Below are 17,871 nucleotides of genomic sequence, written 5' to 3' on the forward strand. Positions count from 1 at the left end.
TTGAAAATATTCCTCCAAAAGGAGTGAGCTTCTCGGATTTTATTTGCATTTTTGCCATGCCTGATGAGGTTTTGTTTGATTATTTTTTTGCAACACTAAGTTAAGTGAATCCTCTGACATGGCAAAATCCTGAGCAACTTTTTGTTGCTCAGGTACTTAAAAAAAATATTTTATAATAGTGTTGCGGAATTAAGGTAAATATCATTCACAAAATAACGAGCATATGTAGGATCTTTAAACACATCTTTTTCATATAAATCTCCCACATCTTCCTTGTCCATTAAAGAAGAAGCATCCAAGCATGAACTAAAAGCCATCATGACAAGAACTAAGCTTAATATTGTATAAATTTTCAATTTCATATCTGACAGGTTTTAAAATTTAAGATTTAATCCCACACTATAATTTCTCATCTGAGGATAAGAAGTATTTCCTCCATCATTGGATTCCGGATCATATTCTTTAAATCCAGCAAATGTCAACAAATTCGTTCCACTCACATATATACGAGCCGAAGTTATTTTAGCCTTTTTTGTCCAGCCAGAAGGCAATGTATAGCCAATCTGCATGTTCTTCAGACGTAGATAGTTCCCATTCTTTAACCAAAACGTAGATAATCGATGATTTTGTTTTGAAGTGGCCGGAGATAAACTTGGATAAGTAGCGTTTTCTTTATTCTCTGGAGTCCATCTCCCAAGATGATGTTTCATGACACTCCCCGTATTGGTAAATTCCCAATAACCGTATCCATTCACATACATATCTGTGATAGCTGCCCCCTGAAAAAATATTTGCCAATCAATCCCTTTCCATTCACCCCCCACCGTTAAACCATACATAATCTCAGGCAAACGAGTCTTACCAATAGCAGTTACATCATAGCTATCAATCACTCCATCTTCATTTACATCTCGATATTTCAAATCTCCTAACTTCAAATTACTGGAAAACCGAGAAGGCAAAGCATCTATCTCCTCCTGCGTATTATAAAAACCATCTGCAACCATTCCAAAACGTTGATTCACTTTACGTCCAATAGCCGACGTCCAAGAATAAGTTTGTGGCTCTTCTCCTTTTTTTAGTATTTTATTTCGTGCAAACGAAACATTACCCTTTACGTAATAGGATAACTTCCCTACTCTATCATTAAATGACGCATCTAGTTCAAAACCTGAATTACGTACCTCTCCTAAATTTTGTGGTGGAAATCCTTTATTTGAATCAGTTGCACCCAACATCCCGTAAATTGTAGAAATCGATCGGTCATAATCTAAAATATTTACTCGAGTCTCGGTAAAAGCATCTACAGTTAACGCCAATTTACTATCAAAAAGACGCATATCAATACCAACATTCAATTTACGAGCACGTTCCCATGTCACATCTGTGTTCCCTTCTTTACCTTCATAAATCCGATTTTCAGGATTATTAGTTAAACCAAATGAAGGGCGATTCGAAGTCAACAACGGGTATGTTTGTAAATAATAATACTTATCAGAACCTATTTTATCATTACCGACTTCGCCATAAGCACCACGTATTTTCATATAATTAAAGATCTTATTTCCTTTATTCCAAAACCCTTCTTCTGAAACGACCCAACCTAAAGAAAAAGCAGGAAAGAACCCATAACGTTTACCTTCTGCAAACTGTACAGAACCATTATAACCAGCGTTAAATTCAGCCAAATACCGGCTTTTATATCCATAAGTAATACGTCCCACATAGTTGATGTATCCTGTAGGAAGCTGTTCATCCCTATATTGAGCCAACTGATTGAACGCCAATAACCCGGTCACAGCGTGCGAACCAAATTTTCGGTCATAATTAATTGCAAATTCTGTTGTTATATTCCTTCTATGAGGTCCTGCTGACGTATCAATTCTAAGCGGTGTCTCCTCATTTACAATTGCATATTGTCCATCTTTTGTATATTCCCATAACTCAGGACGTTCTGTTACATCCCTTCGTGATGCCATATTGGATACAAAACCAAACATTGCTCTCGCAGAAAGCCCTTTCGTTATAAAATCTAATTTCTGATTTAACTTAACAACAGCTTCAAATACATTACGTTTTGAATGATTATATCCATATTTTGACAAAGCAGCATAAGGATTAACTGCATTAAGTTTACCACCATAAGTTCCATTCGGATTCACATAATTCAAAAAATTGGGCGGTAGGCGCACCATACTCTCATATAAGCCTTTTTCTGCGTCATTATCATGCCTTTCTTCCAACCTCCCTGACAGATCGACGCCAAATACCGTTGTTTTCGTTACGTTAAAATCCAAATTTGTACGCATACCATAGCGTTTAAAGTACACATTAGAATCATAATCATCATTATTAAATGTCTCATAAATTCCCTTTTCATGTACATAATTGGCTGACACATAATATCGGACAAAAGGTGTACCGCCACGTACTGTCAAATTATACTGTTGTTTTGTTGTGACATCTTTTAATAAATCACCGATATAATCATTATCCGGATGGGTATAAGGACTTTCACCCGTACGATACATTTCAAGATCATAGGGGCTGTACTCTGGCACTTCACCGACATTCATCAATGCTTCATTTTTCAAACGGGCAAAATCGTAAGCCCCTAATTTTTCTGGCAAATTAATAGGAGTATTCATTGTGAATGATGCTCTCAAATCAACTACCGGCTTACTTGTCTCACCACGTTTAGTCGTAATCAGAATCACGCCATTTGCTCCACGCACTCCAAAGACAGCCGTAGCAGAAGCATCTTTCAATACGGAAAAACTCTCAATATCTTCAGGATCGATTTGTGAATAATCACGTTCAACTCCATCTACTAATACTAATGGTGAGGACGTGCCCGAATTATAACTGGCAATTCCACGAATATACACTGACGCATCATCGTCACCCGGACGTCCTCCCGGCGAACGTGAGATAACTCCAGCAATTCTTCCACCGATAGCTTGTGTCAAGTTTGTGGTACCCGTACTTTGTAATTCTTTGGCATCAGCTGTAGAAATAGCTCCAACAACAGAAGCCTTTTTTTGTGAGCCATAACCTACTACTACCACTTCTTCCAGGCTTACACCAGATTCTAGCATTTTCACATCAAGTTTGCGTTGTTTACCAACTACTAATTCCTGATTCTCATAGCCAATGAAAGAAAATACCAGAATACTTTTAGCACTTGCAACAGTAATTTTAAAATTACCATTTACATCACTAATAGCACCATTAGTAGGCACCCCTTGCTCTACAATATTTACCCCCGGCATTGTTTCATCATTCATATCAACAACTGTACCGGTAACTGTAAATGATTGAGCACATAGCGAATTGAATATACCTCCCGCTATTACGACTATTAAGGTTAATAAAATTTTCTTCATAAATTCATTTTTCATTTGATCTTACAACACTGAGTTACCAACCGGGATTCTTAGTTAAAGCCGCATTCTTATTTAATTCACTTTGAGGTATCGGATAATAATAACACCTTTCAGGGAATATACGTTCCTCAACTTCTATCGGATCACTATAAACAAAGTCTCCAGTTTCCACATCCTTAGTAATTTGTACACCATGCACAGGACGATTCAAAACTCTTTCTGCTTCTCTCCATCGCCGCAAATCAAAATAACGCACACATTCAAAAGCAAGTTCAACAGTACGTTCCCGATGAATGATTTCACGCATCTCTCCTTTAGTTTTATCTTCTATCATAGGTAAGCCAGCCCGTTCACGTAGTCTATTGACACAAGAATAAACCATATCATCATCGACTAAATCATCATCAGACATTCCATTATATTCATTCGCCGCCTCCGCATAAGTCAATAATATCTCCGCAAAACGCAATAAAGGAAAATCATGATACGTCTTCTTCTGCACACCAGAGATGCGAACTTCCGGGTCTAAGTGCTTACGTAACGTATAACCAGTTACACAGCCTTTCGCTGTAGAGCTTAACGCTGTATAATCTTTTCCGCCTACAAAAGTTTCAACTTCTCTATCCCACCAAAAAGCTCCATTATAAAGAACAGAAGCATAGAATCGTTTACATCGATTTTCCCATGGTTTTTGCGGATCGTAATTTGTATCATCTTTAGGAAGTTTACCACTCGTCAATTCAAACATATCAATAAACTCTTGCGTCAGACTTGTATTTCCAGTCGCTCCAGGATAGCCAGCCGGTCCATTACGTACTTCAACATTATTTGTCATTCCTTGCATTCTCATAATCATAAATTCACGGTTCTCCTCACGAGTAAAGAAAAGACGTTCATAAGAAGGAAAAAGTTCGTAAACCGGACTACCGTCCGGCATCTTCAGATTTATTACATCAAGTGCTGCCTTTGCTGCACGATCCCAACGAGTATTATCAGCCGATGCATAGCGTTGTATCTCATTCGTTCCTGCTATCGGATTTTCGTTAAACAAGGGACTAGCCGCATAAAGTAAAACCTTCGCTTTTAAACCTAAAGCCGCTCCTTTTGTCAAACGTCCATAATCATTATCTGGGTAACGTAAAGGAAGTCCACCCGCTGCTTCTTCACACAAATGAACAATATACTCTACACATTCCTCGAATGTATTACGAGGCAACTCTATATTTCCTCCTTCAAAAAGATCATCCATAATAGTAATGCCTCCATATCGCTTCAACATCTCATAATGCAACAATGCTTTATGTAACTTCGCCTCACCAATATATTGCGCCATTTTAGATTCAGACAGATTATCACAATAATGAATATATTCCAATACAAGATTTGTTTTACGTATATACTGATAAACCTGCGCCCAGCGACTATCTGTATTTCCTCCTGACCCTGAATGGAATGTAGCACGTGTAAACGAATTAACAGCAGTATTCGTTCCCCTTGGCGAAAGTACCCCCAAATCCGTCACACAATCAAAGAAACTGTTTTGATTAGCAGAGCCACCACCAAAACTATTATATCCTCCTATTCCCGTATTCAAGCCAACATATAACTCATTCACAAACATCTCGACCTTCAAACTATCTTTAAAGGCTATCTCAGGCGGCATTCTTTCCAAAGGAACTTCATTCATTGCATCATAACAAGAAGAAAATAATGCCAACCCCATAAATAATACCATTATCTGTCTTTTCATATCCATATCCATTAAAATTGAAGACTTAAACCAAAGCTTGATACTTTTTGCACTGGATAGTTACATACTCCAGGTTGACTCTCAGGATCAACGATACGCATATTATGCCAAGTAAAAAGATTATATCCGGTATAAAAAACACGGGCTTTTGATATTTTAATTTTCCGAGTCCAGCGTTGAGGAAGCGTATAACCTATCTCCAAGGTTTTTAAACGCAAGAAATCTCCATTATCTTGCCAAAAATCCGAATCCAAACGATTGTGCGTACCACCTAACAACGATAGACGAGGATATCTAGCTGTATGCCAAGTGGAAGGATCTTGCGGATTATAACGATTGTCCCAATGATATTTTTGCACACTACCTCCACCCCATTCATTTCCATTGCCCGCTTCATTTTTAAAGGCCATAATATTAAGATCAGCATATGTATAATCCCTATCTGCAACTCCTGTAAAAAGAGCTTTCACATCTAAACCCTTATAAGCAGCCCCGACAAAGAAACCATAACTCCATTCTGCCAAGTTTGAGTCACCTATTTTACGTTGATCTTGTTCAGTAATAACACCATCTCCATTCAAATCACGGTATTTAATATCACCAGCATAAGCAGCTCCAGAGTCTGTTTTCGGGCTATTCAATCGATCTTGTTCATCAATATAGAGTCCGTCAGATACATATCCATATAAATCATTAATCGAGTTCCCTACTCTTTTTTGATAGTCATACGGGTACGGCTGTTCATCGTTAAATATAATAGTATTATCTATAAAACTAACATTACCACCTATTGTCCAATAAAAATCCCCCTGTTTATCAGCAAAAGCGATACGTGCCTCGTAACCTTTATTTTCAGACTTTCCAATATTTTCAAGCGGTCCTCCAAAACCATACCCGGAAAGAGTAGACACCGTATATCGTGTCGTTAATATCTGTGAAGTTTTCTCTTTAAAGTAATTAAATCCTAAGCTAATACGTTCCTTCCATAAACGAATATCAGTCCCTAGATTCAATTTTAACGATTCTTCCCAAGTTACGTTAGGATTAAAGACACTGCCTTCTCCCCAGCCACCAACATTCGATCCACTCATTCCAAAATGATAACGATCTGAACCCGTTTTTTTCAATGTTGGCAAATAATAGAAATAAGGAAGACCATCATCCGTTCCAGTTAGCCCATAGGAACCATAAAATTTCACGAAGCTCAACAAACTATTCCCAATAGTGTTCTTTATAAAAGGCTCATTTGATAGAACCCACCCCAGTGATACAGCCGGAAAAAATCCATAACGTTTTTCTGGTGGCAGCTGTTCCGTTCCCTGATATCCGAAAGAGAACTCAGCCAAATAGCGAGAATCAAAAGCATACGAAGCACGCCCAAAAAGACCTTGGTGATAATTAGCCATCTGCTGCGTATCCGTAGTCTGCTGATTACGATTAAAGGTTAACACAGCTGCAACGTCATGTTTCTCTCCAAATACACGAGTATAATCTACCCCTGCTTCCACATCGAAAATACGAACCTTACTATCACCAAAAGAATTTTTATTCACCTGTTTTCCTGGTTCACCCCATGTTGTGAACAGATCTTCTCCAGTTGTAGTATTTTTACCAGTGTATTCATATACCATATAAGATTTACTACGGTCAATTGTATTATCAAAACGGGCATCAAACGCTAATGAGGCATATATACTCAACCCTTTTGTGATAAAATCCAGTTTTTGGTTTGCTTTCATCGAAGCTTCCATCGTACTATGTATGTACTTAGAATATCCACTATGATTCAGAATACCATAAGGGTTCTTACGATATGCATTTGTCCCCGCAACCTTATCCGGTCCATAATTTAATGGAAAAATATTGGCAGGAAGCGAATATAACGTTTTGAATAATCCTTCCGCACTCATGGAACTCCCCGGATTATTTCTCAGTTGTTGTCGCCCAAATAAATCTACAGACAATAATAAATCCTTAGTTAACGATACGTCAACATTAGAACGAATGGAATACATTTGAAAGTTAGCATTTGTGTTATAGGAATTCAATCCGGCTGTTTTATATAATCCATCATTATTCTGATAAGAGAAATTAACAAAATATTTTGCTTTAGAACTTCCGCCCTGAATACTTAAGTTATATCGTTGCGCAATTGTCTGCTTTTTTAATATTTCATCTATCCAGTTTACATTTGGATGCGTATAAGGAGATTCACCACTTAAATATAAATCAAGATCTCCCTGTTTATATACAGGTTCTTCTCCGGGATTATCATTCAAGAAAGCCTCATTATACAACTTTGCATAATGATACGCATCCAAATACTCTGGTCTTTGTGTTGGCTTAGAGAGACTTAATTGAGCATTAAAGCGTATCACAGGCTTTCCTTCTTTACCTCGGCGAGTGGTTGCCATAAATGCTCCGTTGGCTCCTCTAAGTCCCAAAATAGAAAGAGAACCTGCATCCTTATATACCGAAATGGATTCTATCTCATGCGGATCGAGCAGAGAGAAAGAGCGCAAATGTCCGTCTACATATGCAACTGGAGAACTACTACGCCAAGAACGTTGTCCACGCACATACAAACTAGCATTATCCGCTCCCGGCAAACCTGTAGTCTGAATACTTTGAACACCCATCATTAAACCAGCGATAGCTGCATTTTGAAACATAACCGGAACATTTTCTATTTGTTCCCCACGCACCGTTTCTACAGCCGTTACTAATCGAGACTCTTTCTGTGTACCATACATTAAGTTTATGGTCCTATCTTCATACTTTTCTACCGCTTTAAAAAGTGTCAAACTCAAGTCTCTTTTTTTTCCGACTTGAACAGTAGCCTTTTCATACTCATCTAATGTAAATATGAGGCTTGATTCTTCATCAGGTACGGCAATCGTAAATCGTCCTTCTTTATCTGTGAGAACAAACCCTAAGGTTTCTTTCACATCTACTAGCACATCTTGTAACGCTTCTCCCTTAGGATCAACGACTTTACCTCTTACTACTATCTGCTTCTTTTTCTGTGCAAACACATCTGAGGCATAAAAGCTACAATTACAAAAAACAACAAAACAAAGTAATTTAAAAAAAACAGTTTGTTTTGATAATAAGTGAAACTTAATACAGTTTTTCATCATCTATAAGGCTAAATTATTGTTTCTTGATTCCCAAAAAAAGATAGCTATGCTGTGGAGCCAACTCATAATGAGAGGTCGATTTCAGACATAAAGGCAGTACATATTGCTTTGCCGGATCCAAATTAGTAGTATGAAAAACAACTTGCAAATCACCCCTGCTTGTATTCTTTTTAATCACCGCAACCATATCTGCCGGAGTAATTTCATAACTACCTTCTGGAAGTGCTTCATAATCAGCATAAGAAGGGTCTTTTGCTTGGAGTCTCCTTAATGAATCAGTTGCCAAGCCAATAGAGACTTTCACTTCTTGGGGAACAGGGATACTCCCTCCACAATACGCGCCAACAATGAAGGTCGTATCTTTCTCATAATTAAAATCAGCAACAAAAAAATCGTTTTTTTCTGTCCACGCGGCTAGTGGAAAATAGATCTTTGCATACTGCATCTGCTCATCATCATTACAACTTATGAACAGTAGTGCACATAGCACGAACAAGACTGTGTTGATCTTCATAATACAAGTTAACTATTTATAATTAATAATCGGGTTATTTCACTGATACAAAAGTACGCTATTTGATTATTGGAGAATGGAATAAACATCCCAATAAATAGAAAATGCGTCTCAAAAAGCATCTATAAGATATAAAGAAAGCTACGTACAACTACTATACGTAGCTTTCTTGTAAGTCATTATTAATTTTATATAATCTGAGCCTCTTATTTCGCTTTTGTCGGCTTTGGCCCTAAATATGAACGTTTCATTCCTCCAAAATCCAATACAACTTTCTGCAACACAGTACCGGCGTCACCACACAAAACTTTTACTGTATGTTTTCCCGGTTTATTGATATGCAATGTTGTTTTATTAATACGACAATTTTTCAAGGCACTCTCATACCAAATTTGCGCATACTCGAAAGAAGAAGTCGAGGGGTTCATTACCGGACCGTCATCAATACATACGCCATATCGTGTTTCAATATTAGTAGCTTCATGACCTGCATAATCCTTATCAGCACTCAATGTAAAGGTTGGCAACACATAAGTATAGACATCCACTGATCCTTGCCCGAAAGTATAGAAATCATATTCAACTCTCGGTACAATACTACTTCCTGTTCTTTGCATAGGCGCAATAGGATTACCTAATTGAACAGAAGCATTTTCAAAGCCTAGATTAGGAATTGTCATAATCTTAATAGCGTCATTCTCAACCTTTCTATGATAATCTGCCGCATTTATTGAAACATATCCATTATGTTCGACAAACAAAGTATCCATTTCTGTCAATGAAGGAGAAGCAGGATTAAAAACAGAAACGTATATATTTTCTTTTCCCACACCATCAGCAGTGACCTCAATCATACCCGAGATACGTTCTCCTGACGGCACCTTTGCCCAATCTACAGAGACCCATATCCGGTCTTCAGAAGCTGTGCTTCCTTTTTCTTTATTTACCTGTATCCAATTTTCTGAAGTTTTAATATTCCAGTTTAATGAGCCCTTACCTTTGTTAAAGACGTCAAAGAAATACGATTGACGTAAATAGGTATTAAACGCAGGCAGCATATGAAAACTACTTTGTCCTTTCAACACATCTTCCCCTTCTATCCACACTCCTAAAGAAGGGGTATCGGATAATGTTACCGTCTCCAACTTAGGCAATTCAAAATAGGAAGCAGCAAATCCTTGACGTGTTGTCATTATATGATTCCATTTTCCATTCAACAAAGAATTATACCCTTGAGTAATCGTTTGTAGACTATCATAATAAACCTTTACCTGATTTTTTAATTCATTTGCCGCTGCTCTTTGTTGTAAAGCATACCATCTATTCTTCTGCCCATTCAAGACCATTTTATTCATCAGTTCACAACCTTTCACCGGATAATAAAGTAATTGATAAAAACCAGCTTTCTGTTCTTCCGGCAATTCACTCAAAATACGCTCAACCTTTGCCCCAATACGGTCATAAGCAGCTAATCGTGAATCTGCTTCCTGATAATTGGCAAATGAGAAATCCGTATCAGTATTACGTTCTTTTCCATGCCTATTAGTTGACCATTGATATCCCCATCCCATAAACTCGGGCTTACGAGAAAATGCTTGGTGATAAAACGTATTTGTTATATCTACAAAATCATCATAATATTTATTACCAAACATATTGGATAACCAGCGAGCCTGATAAAGAGAAATATTATCATAATTAAATGAATCAATATCATAGGCCATTGCCAAAAACAGATTCATAGAAAATTCGCATGATTTTATATCCCCGACATTCAACAGCCAGATTCGGTCGGCTGTTGCATCATAAGCCTTGCGAAGTTCTTCATACATCAATGCAGGCGGAGTAGTACTCATCCATAGATAATCGTGAGGCTTACCCAAATAAGAAACGTGATAATAAACTCCTGCACGCCCTGAACGCTTTTGCTCGCGAGGACAACTTAAACGCTTCATATATCCATAATTATCATCCGGCCAGATGATAGTTACATCCTCCGGCAAATCCAAACCGGCACTATATACATCCAACACCTCTTTGTAAGGAGTGAAAGCTTGCGGAATTTCATTAGCAGGCTTTTTAATAACATCTGCCAAAAGCTGACGCTGATCTTTTAAAGCCTCACCCAACATCTTCACACGCTCCTTCATATCATTACTTCCCCCCATCGCTTTGTCATGAAGTCCACGTAAAGCAAGGGTATAGACATTCTCATAAGGAGAGTTTTCTGTGACACGCTGTTTTAACACCCTGTTAAGTGTTCCTTTGTTATTAACATAATCCCACTCTCCCATTGTTTTCTTATCCCATTCACTAGCATTATTAAACAATAATGGTTCACAGTGTACAGACCCCATAACAATAGCAAAACTGTCGGCAACCAATTTATTTTCTGGTATTTTATTAAATGCAGTAGAAGCCTCGTGCATTGCCGGGCACAAATAATTCGCCTTCAAACGCAAAAGAAGTTCACAAACCTTGGCATACGTTTTAGGACCAATATTTCCACGTTCTTTTTCAAATGTATTCTTTGCCCAACGCAGTAATCCCCAGTCTTCATCATTAATAAAAATACCACGATATTTCACTGTAGGTTCTTTAGAGATTATTTTATCTACTTTAAGATTTAGTTCAGTATGTTTGGCTACAGGAGCGTCCGCCCACCAATACCAAGGAGAAACACCTATTGTCTCAGATATAGAAAACAATCCATAAGCAGTACCTCGACGATCACTACCAACAATAACTAAAGCCTTATTAACTCCAGGGAAAGGATTACGAACGACTTCTATCAAATAACTCTCCCATCGATTTTCCAATGCCCTGACGTCTAATTTATTTTTAGCAACTAATTTGTCTATTAGCTTATTATGTCCAAGTGTTCCCACAATTATGCTATTCGAAGCTAACTTATTTTTTGTAGCTTCTACTTGCATTTTCTTCCCAGTCACTAATTGCACATCATCTGAAAACAAATTAGCTGCCTTTTTTACCACTTCAAAGTCTTGTTCATCAAAATAAAGATGAGCATTACTCTTCCGATTTATCATACCAAATTCGTTGGCTTTGCTGTTACCTTTAGTCAAGACTACTTGACCAAAGGTAACAGGCATACAAACTATTACAGCCAACCCCCATAATATCAATCTTAATTTTGTCATATTTCTTTTAGTTTATTCTGGTCGATTCAGGTCCCATATACGATTTCTTCAGCCCTCCGAAATCAACTACAATTTTTTGTAACATCATTCCGGGATGGCCACAATAAATCTTCACCGTATGTTTACCCGGTTTATCAATAAAATGAGTAGTCTTATTGATTCTACAGTTTCCCAGCACACTTTGAATCCATAGAGTACTATAATAAGGTGCACCTGCCTCCGGCAAGTATACAGGACTATTATCCACCATTACACCATAACGTGAACCATGTTCATTATCCAATGGGAAAATGGGTAACATATAAGTATATACATCTACAGGACCAGTCTGGAAAGAATAGAAGTCATATTCCAGTACCGGAAACTTGTTGCCACGCACTGGAGCAACATAATTGGACGTGAGCAGTAGCCCGTCATAATAAGGTGTTTTCGCAAAAGGGTCTCCTAAACGAACAACCTTATTGTCAAATCCAAGCCCATCTACTATATCGAACTTAATCTCACCAATTTCCTGCTTTCTATGAAATTTTGCAGCATCAATGGATACATAACCGTTACTCTCGACATATAATCCTTTCAATTCTTCAACTGAAGGGCCAGCAGGATTGAACACAGACACATATACAGTTTTCTTTTCATTATTATCTGTATAAATATCTATAAACCCGGAACCGTCTCCACCAATAGGAGCTTTACTCCAGTCTACAGAAACCGTAATTCGATCCTCATAAAGTGTTTTCCCGGCTTTTTTATCAATCAGAATCCAAGGCTCAGAAGGAGTCGCTTTCCATTTCAAACTTCCCACCCCTTTATTAAAGACATCAATATAATGAGTATCCGGAAGGTATTTATTGAAACAGGGTATTGTATGAAAGCTCATTACACCTTTCTTATTATCCTCCCCCTCACAAGATACGCCTAATGTAGGGACAGACTCTAATGTCACTGAATCAACTTTTGCACGCCCGAAAGAACGAGCTCCACCGTGAATCAAAGACATCATACCTTTCCATTTACCATTTAATAATGAATTGTATTGTTCTGTTACTAAAACCAAGCTATCCCCATACACTTTAACTTTATCTCTCATCAAATTAGCAGTCGCTCTTTGTTGAGCAGCATAGAGACGATTCTTCTGCCCGCCTAATGTCATCTGATTCACTAAGGCCGCTCCTTTAACATTATAATATACCAATTGAAAAAATGCCGGTACTGCCTCTTTATCCAGTTCTTTTAATATTCTCTCCGCTTTTGCAGCAATACGTTCATAAGCGGCTAATCTTCTGTCAACCTCCTTGTAATTCTGAATAGAGAACTCCGTATCCGTACTCCGCTCCATATATTCAGGTTTCCGAGCAAAAGCCAATTGAAAATAAGTTTGCTGGATATCAGTCAGATCTTCCCTATATTTTTCACCGAATATACGGCAAAGAAAATCGACACTATGTGCATTAATATTATCATAATTAAAGCTTTCAATATCATAAGCCATATCCATGAACAAATTTATATGATATTCTGCCGGCTTAATATCGCCCACGTTCACAACCCAAAGTCTGTCGGCAGTAGAACGATAAGCCTTTTCCAACTCCTCATACATCAGTGTGGGAGGCGTAGAAGCTATCCAAAGATAATGTTTTGGAGGCCCCCAATAAGAAACGTGATAATAAACCCCCGAACGCCCTGAGCGTTTCCGTTCTTTTGAATTACTAAGACGCTTCATATATCCAAAGTCATCTTCTGACCATACCAGAGTAACATCATCAGGCACATTCATTCCATGATCATACGTTTCCAATACTTCTTTATAGGGAGTAAATGCCTGCGGAATTTGGTCAGCCGGTTTATTCATTTCGCTAGACAAAATCTCGCGTTGATCATCAAAAGCTTTTTCCAGTACACGTGCCTGTTCTTCCAATGTCAAATTACCAGCCATCACAGCATCGTGAATTCCACGCATAGCTAGTGTGTACACATTCTCAAATTTACCATTCTCATTCACCCGCTTACGCAAAACCTTATTAATACCGTCCCGGTTAGTCACATAGTTCCATTCTCCCATTGCTTTCCGATCCCATTCCGAAGCATTATTAAACAATAATGGTTCACAATGTACTGACCCCATGACAATCGCAAAACTATCCGCCACTAATTTATTATCCGGATAATGATTGAATGCCTTCGTGCAAGAATGCATGGCCGGACACAAATAATTAGCTTTCAAGCGAAGCAACAACTCACAAATCTTCGCATAGGTTTTTGGTCCTATATCTCCGACCTCCGGTTCAAAATTTTTAGAAGCCCATGGTTTTAAGCCCCAATCCTCATCATTAATAAAAATTCCCCTATATCTGACAGAAGGAGCCTTAGACGAGAAGGTATTTACATTCAAGCATAAAGATTTCTTTTTGACTACCGGAGCATCCGCCCACCAATACCAGGGAGATACCCCTATGGTTTCAGAGATAGAGAACAATCCATAAGCTGTTCCACGGCGGTCGGAACCGGCTACTACCAATGCTTTTTTTATTCCCGGGAAAGGATTATCAATTAAATCAATCGCATATTGTTCCCAGCCATCACGAATTCTACTAACGTCAATCTTCTTATTCGCCACTAACCTATCTATTGCTTTATTCTTTCCCAAAGTTCCGGCCAGAATAATATACTCTTGTTTAGACGGCAAATCAGATACCAATTTCAATTTTTTATTAGTGACTCGATTTACATCTTCCACCAACAGCCCTGCCGTTCTTCTGACCACTTCCGCATCTGCTTTATCATAACAAACCACTGCTTTAGCAGCAGAAGTAACGATTGGAAAACTTTTTTTGTCCTGCTGTTTATCTGACAGAGTTACCTGTGAATAACCAGTAGTTACAAAACAGAACAACGATAAAAATAAGGTTGCTTTCTTCATTTTTTCAAATCTATCTGAGTTTATAAATGTTTTCATGTTATTAGTATTATTGGGAGTTTGTTCCATGTTACAAATGTAGGGAATTCGAGCATTCCAAGATAAAATAAATATCCCAATTAATAAAACAAACGTCCCATACACATTCCTCTAGAATATATATAGCTATTCACATAGGTCATATACCATGTGTTGAGTGACTATTCTTCTTACCCAAAGCTTCTGCCAGAGCATCAAGCATTCCGTATCCGAAACGATTGTCCGGTAACAAGTAATGTCCTTCAGTCCATTCGTTAAAACAGGCAATAGTCAAAATTGGTGGTACATCTTTATGTTTGTTTAAATAGGCAAAGGCCGATTGTACCAATGCTTTAAAAGATGCCGGATTCTCACCTTCCAGAATTACACAAGCAGGCCATTTATCCCGATTAGGTTTATCAGGCCGTGCTAATGGCGGGATATATCGAGGAGTGGAATCCCACCCCGGAGAAAGAGAAGGCAAGTAAGGAATCTCAAAATCATGATGATGTTTCGGCCACAACTTAAAAGCTACATCCGCAGCCGCTATTCCATAGTCCGGCAATTCTACGTCTTTAGGCTGATAATTATCAGCAACCCATGTAAAAGGATTATAAGAGCCTGCCGTACTATAACCCACGTCTTTAGAATTAGGAGAATAAAATCCTGAAGAATGAAAATGCAAGCCTTTATGTCCCAGTTTCCTGGCAAACTCTGTTAATTCCGCAAATAATTGTTTAGTCTGAGACACTCCTATATTCTTTTCCAAACGATTAGGATCCCAAATACAAATCACGGGTTTTCCATCTATTCTCCAATAATTTTCCAAATGACAATACCTGGATATAATATATGATAAGCTCTGCCAACACTCTTTCAGAGAACTATCCGCAGGTGCAAAACTGGGAGGATAAGCATTATGCCCATTCGTCATTGAGGTAGGGTATAGCACATACCAAGGATGATTGGTCCACATACATGCAAATTTCACGTCATTCCTGTTAGAAGCACGTAAAAATCCATTCTCTAATGCTTCATGCAGACAAGGTTCATTATCGTACCAATACCAGTCCCAGATAAGAACATCAATCCCACTCTGCTTACATAAATCATTATATTTTTCCCATGTCCCCGGTTTACTTTCATCGAGTTCACCCAACAATGGTCCCCTAGGCTGAGCATGCCCTGGATACCATGGGCGAGCACTCCTTACAAGATTATATTCTGTCCATCCCGGTCCATAAATTTTATCATGTATGGCAGAAGCATGATAATTAGGGAATGTATAGCAAGCTACTGTCAGATTTTGAGGTTTATCCAATAAAGTCACATCGCCTACCAACGTACTCAGGTCTTCTGGCAGCCGAGTCACTGTCGTTTTTTGTTTAGGTGTTGAAATAGTTCTTTCCTCTAAGACTTCTGTTGCATGCAACATTTCCGTACCCACAACAGAAGTAGCCATTACAGCCGCCCCCTTAGCTCCTGCAGATTTTAAAAACGTCCTTCTATCCATAATTATAAGATGATTTTACAGTTATTAAAAGGGAATTATTTTACTCAATTATAACAATAGGAATATTCAGGAGAAACGCAAGTTTTTTTAGTTCTGAGACTTTATGTCCTACCCCAATCGCACAATGATGTGATGGTCCCGCCTTGCTCCACATATCCATAAAACGACGAGCTCCGCATGGAAAACGATAACGGCTGTTAGTATTACCGATATGTAATGTTTCTCCTTGTACAGCTTCTCCTTCTGCCGCTAATAAGAAAACTCCGTCTTTTCCTTCACAAACGGACAACAACGTAACATTTCCCGGCTTTACAGTCATCTGAATAGACAATCCTTTTCCCGGCTTACCATGATACAACGGAAGTGGCACTAGTTTTACTTTTTCTTCGGCAATGGCAAAGTGTGCCGGTCCGTCATGTCCCAGCATTACTACATCATCATTAAAATCCATTGCATAAAATTCGGAGAAAGAGCCTCCTGCTTTCAATAATGACATTATTTTCATCGCTTGTGCGTTCTTTACTTCACATTCTCCTGCAACAGGTATTCCATACCCTGTCAGTAGAGTATTACCCGCAATAACCGAAGTGACAATATTCTCATAATCATTTCCATTGAAACCCTCATAATAATAAGCCATCGCTCCCAATCGATGAGCTTCCACCAGCTTATCCAAAGCTACAGAAGTACGTGCCGCCCTTACTAGTTCGTCCGACTCACACGACGTTTCTACATCAAATTTATCATAAAACTCATTCAACTTACGTTTCAAATCAACATCCGTCACTTCATCCCTATAAGCTTTTAATTCGCACATTTCCAACAATTCCACATGCGTTCCGAATATTGCGCTTTGTTGCATTACATCGGTATAAACGTCCAGCATTCCACAATAATAATGTCCTAAAATCCCCAGGCGATTCTTACGTATTCCATCTACCGCACGTGCAGCATCTACCCAGGAAGCAATCTCTTTCCATGCCAATTGATCAGACAAATACCCTGTTATGATATCATATCTAATGCCTGATCGGTTAAATACACTTGCAAACTCCGGAACAGAACAAGCCTGGCAATGAGCTAACCATTCTCCGGTCATCTTTCCCCGATCGCCCATTGAATTGACTTTCTGATAATCAATAGCAGGAACAGGCTGCATATTCAACATGATTACAGGCTTCCCAACTTGCTGTGCAACAGGCAAAACTGTAGACGAAAGAGCATAAGTAGAAATAAACAAGAATACAAATTCGACATCTGCCTGTTTGAGCAATAATGCACTTTCCCCTGCTTTTTGTGGGGAGTCCACCATTCCTACGTTAACGACTTCTACATCCATCTGCTCAATACCCGCACATATTTCCTCCTGATAAGCCAATAAGCGGGGAAGAAGTCCCTCAAACTGTCCCCAATATGTATCCAACCCAACTCCCAAAAGCCCTATTCTCACTTTATTCTGCATCGTAAATTCT

Annotated in this window: 9 protein-coding genes; all 9 read right to left on the reverse strand. The window is 38.4% G+C overall.

Annotated features, from left to right (window positions below):
* Positions 1-170: 170 nt before the first annotated feature.
* Positions 171-362 carry a hypothetical protein gene (locus HMPREF9009_RS02415; RefSeq protein WP_049701357.1) on the reverse strand — a complete coding sequence of 64 codons (192 nt, stop codon included), beginning with the start codon at positions 360-362 and terminating at the stop codon, positions 171-173.
* 12 nt (positions 363-374) lie between these two features.
* Positions 375-3,386 (reverse strand): SusC/RagA family TonB-linked outer membrane protein, encoded by a 3,012-nt coding sequence (locus HMPREF9009_RS02420; RefSeq protein WP_049702214.1) that lies wholly within the window; start codon positions 3,384-3,386, stop codon positions 375-377.
* A 34-nt stretch (positions 3,387-3,420) separates the two neighbouring features.
* Positions 3,421-5,136, reverse strand: coding sequence for a RagB/SusD family nutrient uptake outer membrane protein (locus HMPREF9009_RS02425; RefSeq protein ID WP_049702215.1), 1,716 nt, complete (start codon positions 5,134-5,136; stop codon positions 3,421-3,423).
* An 11-nt stretch (positions 5,137-5,147) separates the two neighbouring features.
* Complete coding sequence (locus HMPREF9009_RS02430) at positions 5,148-8,276, reverse strand: SusC/RagA family TonB-linked outer membrane protein (RefSeq protein ID WP_049701358.1); 3,129 nt, start codon at positions 8,274-8,276, stop codon at positions 5,148-5,150.
* 13 nt (positions 8,277-8,289) lie between these two features.
* Complete coding sequence (locus HMPREF9009_RS02435; protein ID WP_049701359.1) at positions 8,290-8,790, reverse strand: DUF1735 domain-containing protein; 501 nt, start codon at positions 8,788-8,790, stop codon at positions 8,290-8,292.
* Between the two features lie 206 nt (positions 8,791-8,996).
* Positions 8,997-11,951: a glycosyl hydrolase 115 family protein gene (locus HMPREF9009_RS02440; protein ID WP_049701360.1), complete on the reverse strand. Its 2,955-nt coding sequence runs from the start codon at positions 11,949-11,951 to the stop codon at positions 8,997-8,999.
* Between the two features lie 7 nt (positions 11,952-11,958).
* A complete protein-coding gene (locus tag HMPREF9009_RS02445; protein WP_049701361.1) occupies positions 11,959-14,871 on the reverse strand; it encodes a glycosyl hydrolase 115 family protein in 2,913 nt (970 codons plus the stop codon).
* A gap of 175 nt (positions 14,872-15,046) precedes the next feature.
* Positions 15,047-16,399, reverse strand: coding sequence for a glycoside hydrolase family 99-like domain-containing protein (locus HMPREF9009_RS02450; RefSeq protein ID WP_049701362.1), 1,353 nt, complete (start codon positions 16,397-16,399; stop codon positions 15,047-15,049).
* A 40-nt stretch (positions 16,400-16,439) separates the two neighbouring features.
* Positions 16,440-17,861 (reverse strand): L-fucose/L-arabinose isomerase family protein, encoded by a 1,422-nt coding sequence (locus HMPREF9009_RS02455; RefSeq protein ID WP_049701363.1) that lies wholly within the window; start codon positions 17,859-17,861, stop codon positions 16,440-16,442.
* Positions 17,862-17,871: the final 10 nt, after the last annotated feature.

This window comes from Bacteroides sp. 3_1_13 (assembly GCF_001185845.1).
Classification (GTDB): domain Bacteria; phylum Bacteroidota; class Bacteroidia; order Bacteroidales; family Bacteroidaceae; genus Bacteroides; species Bacteroides xylanisolvens.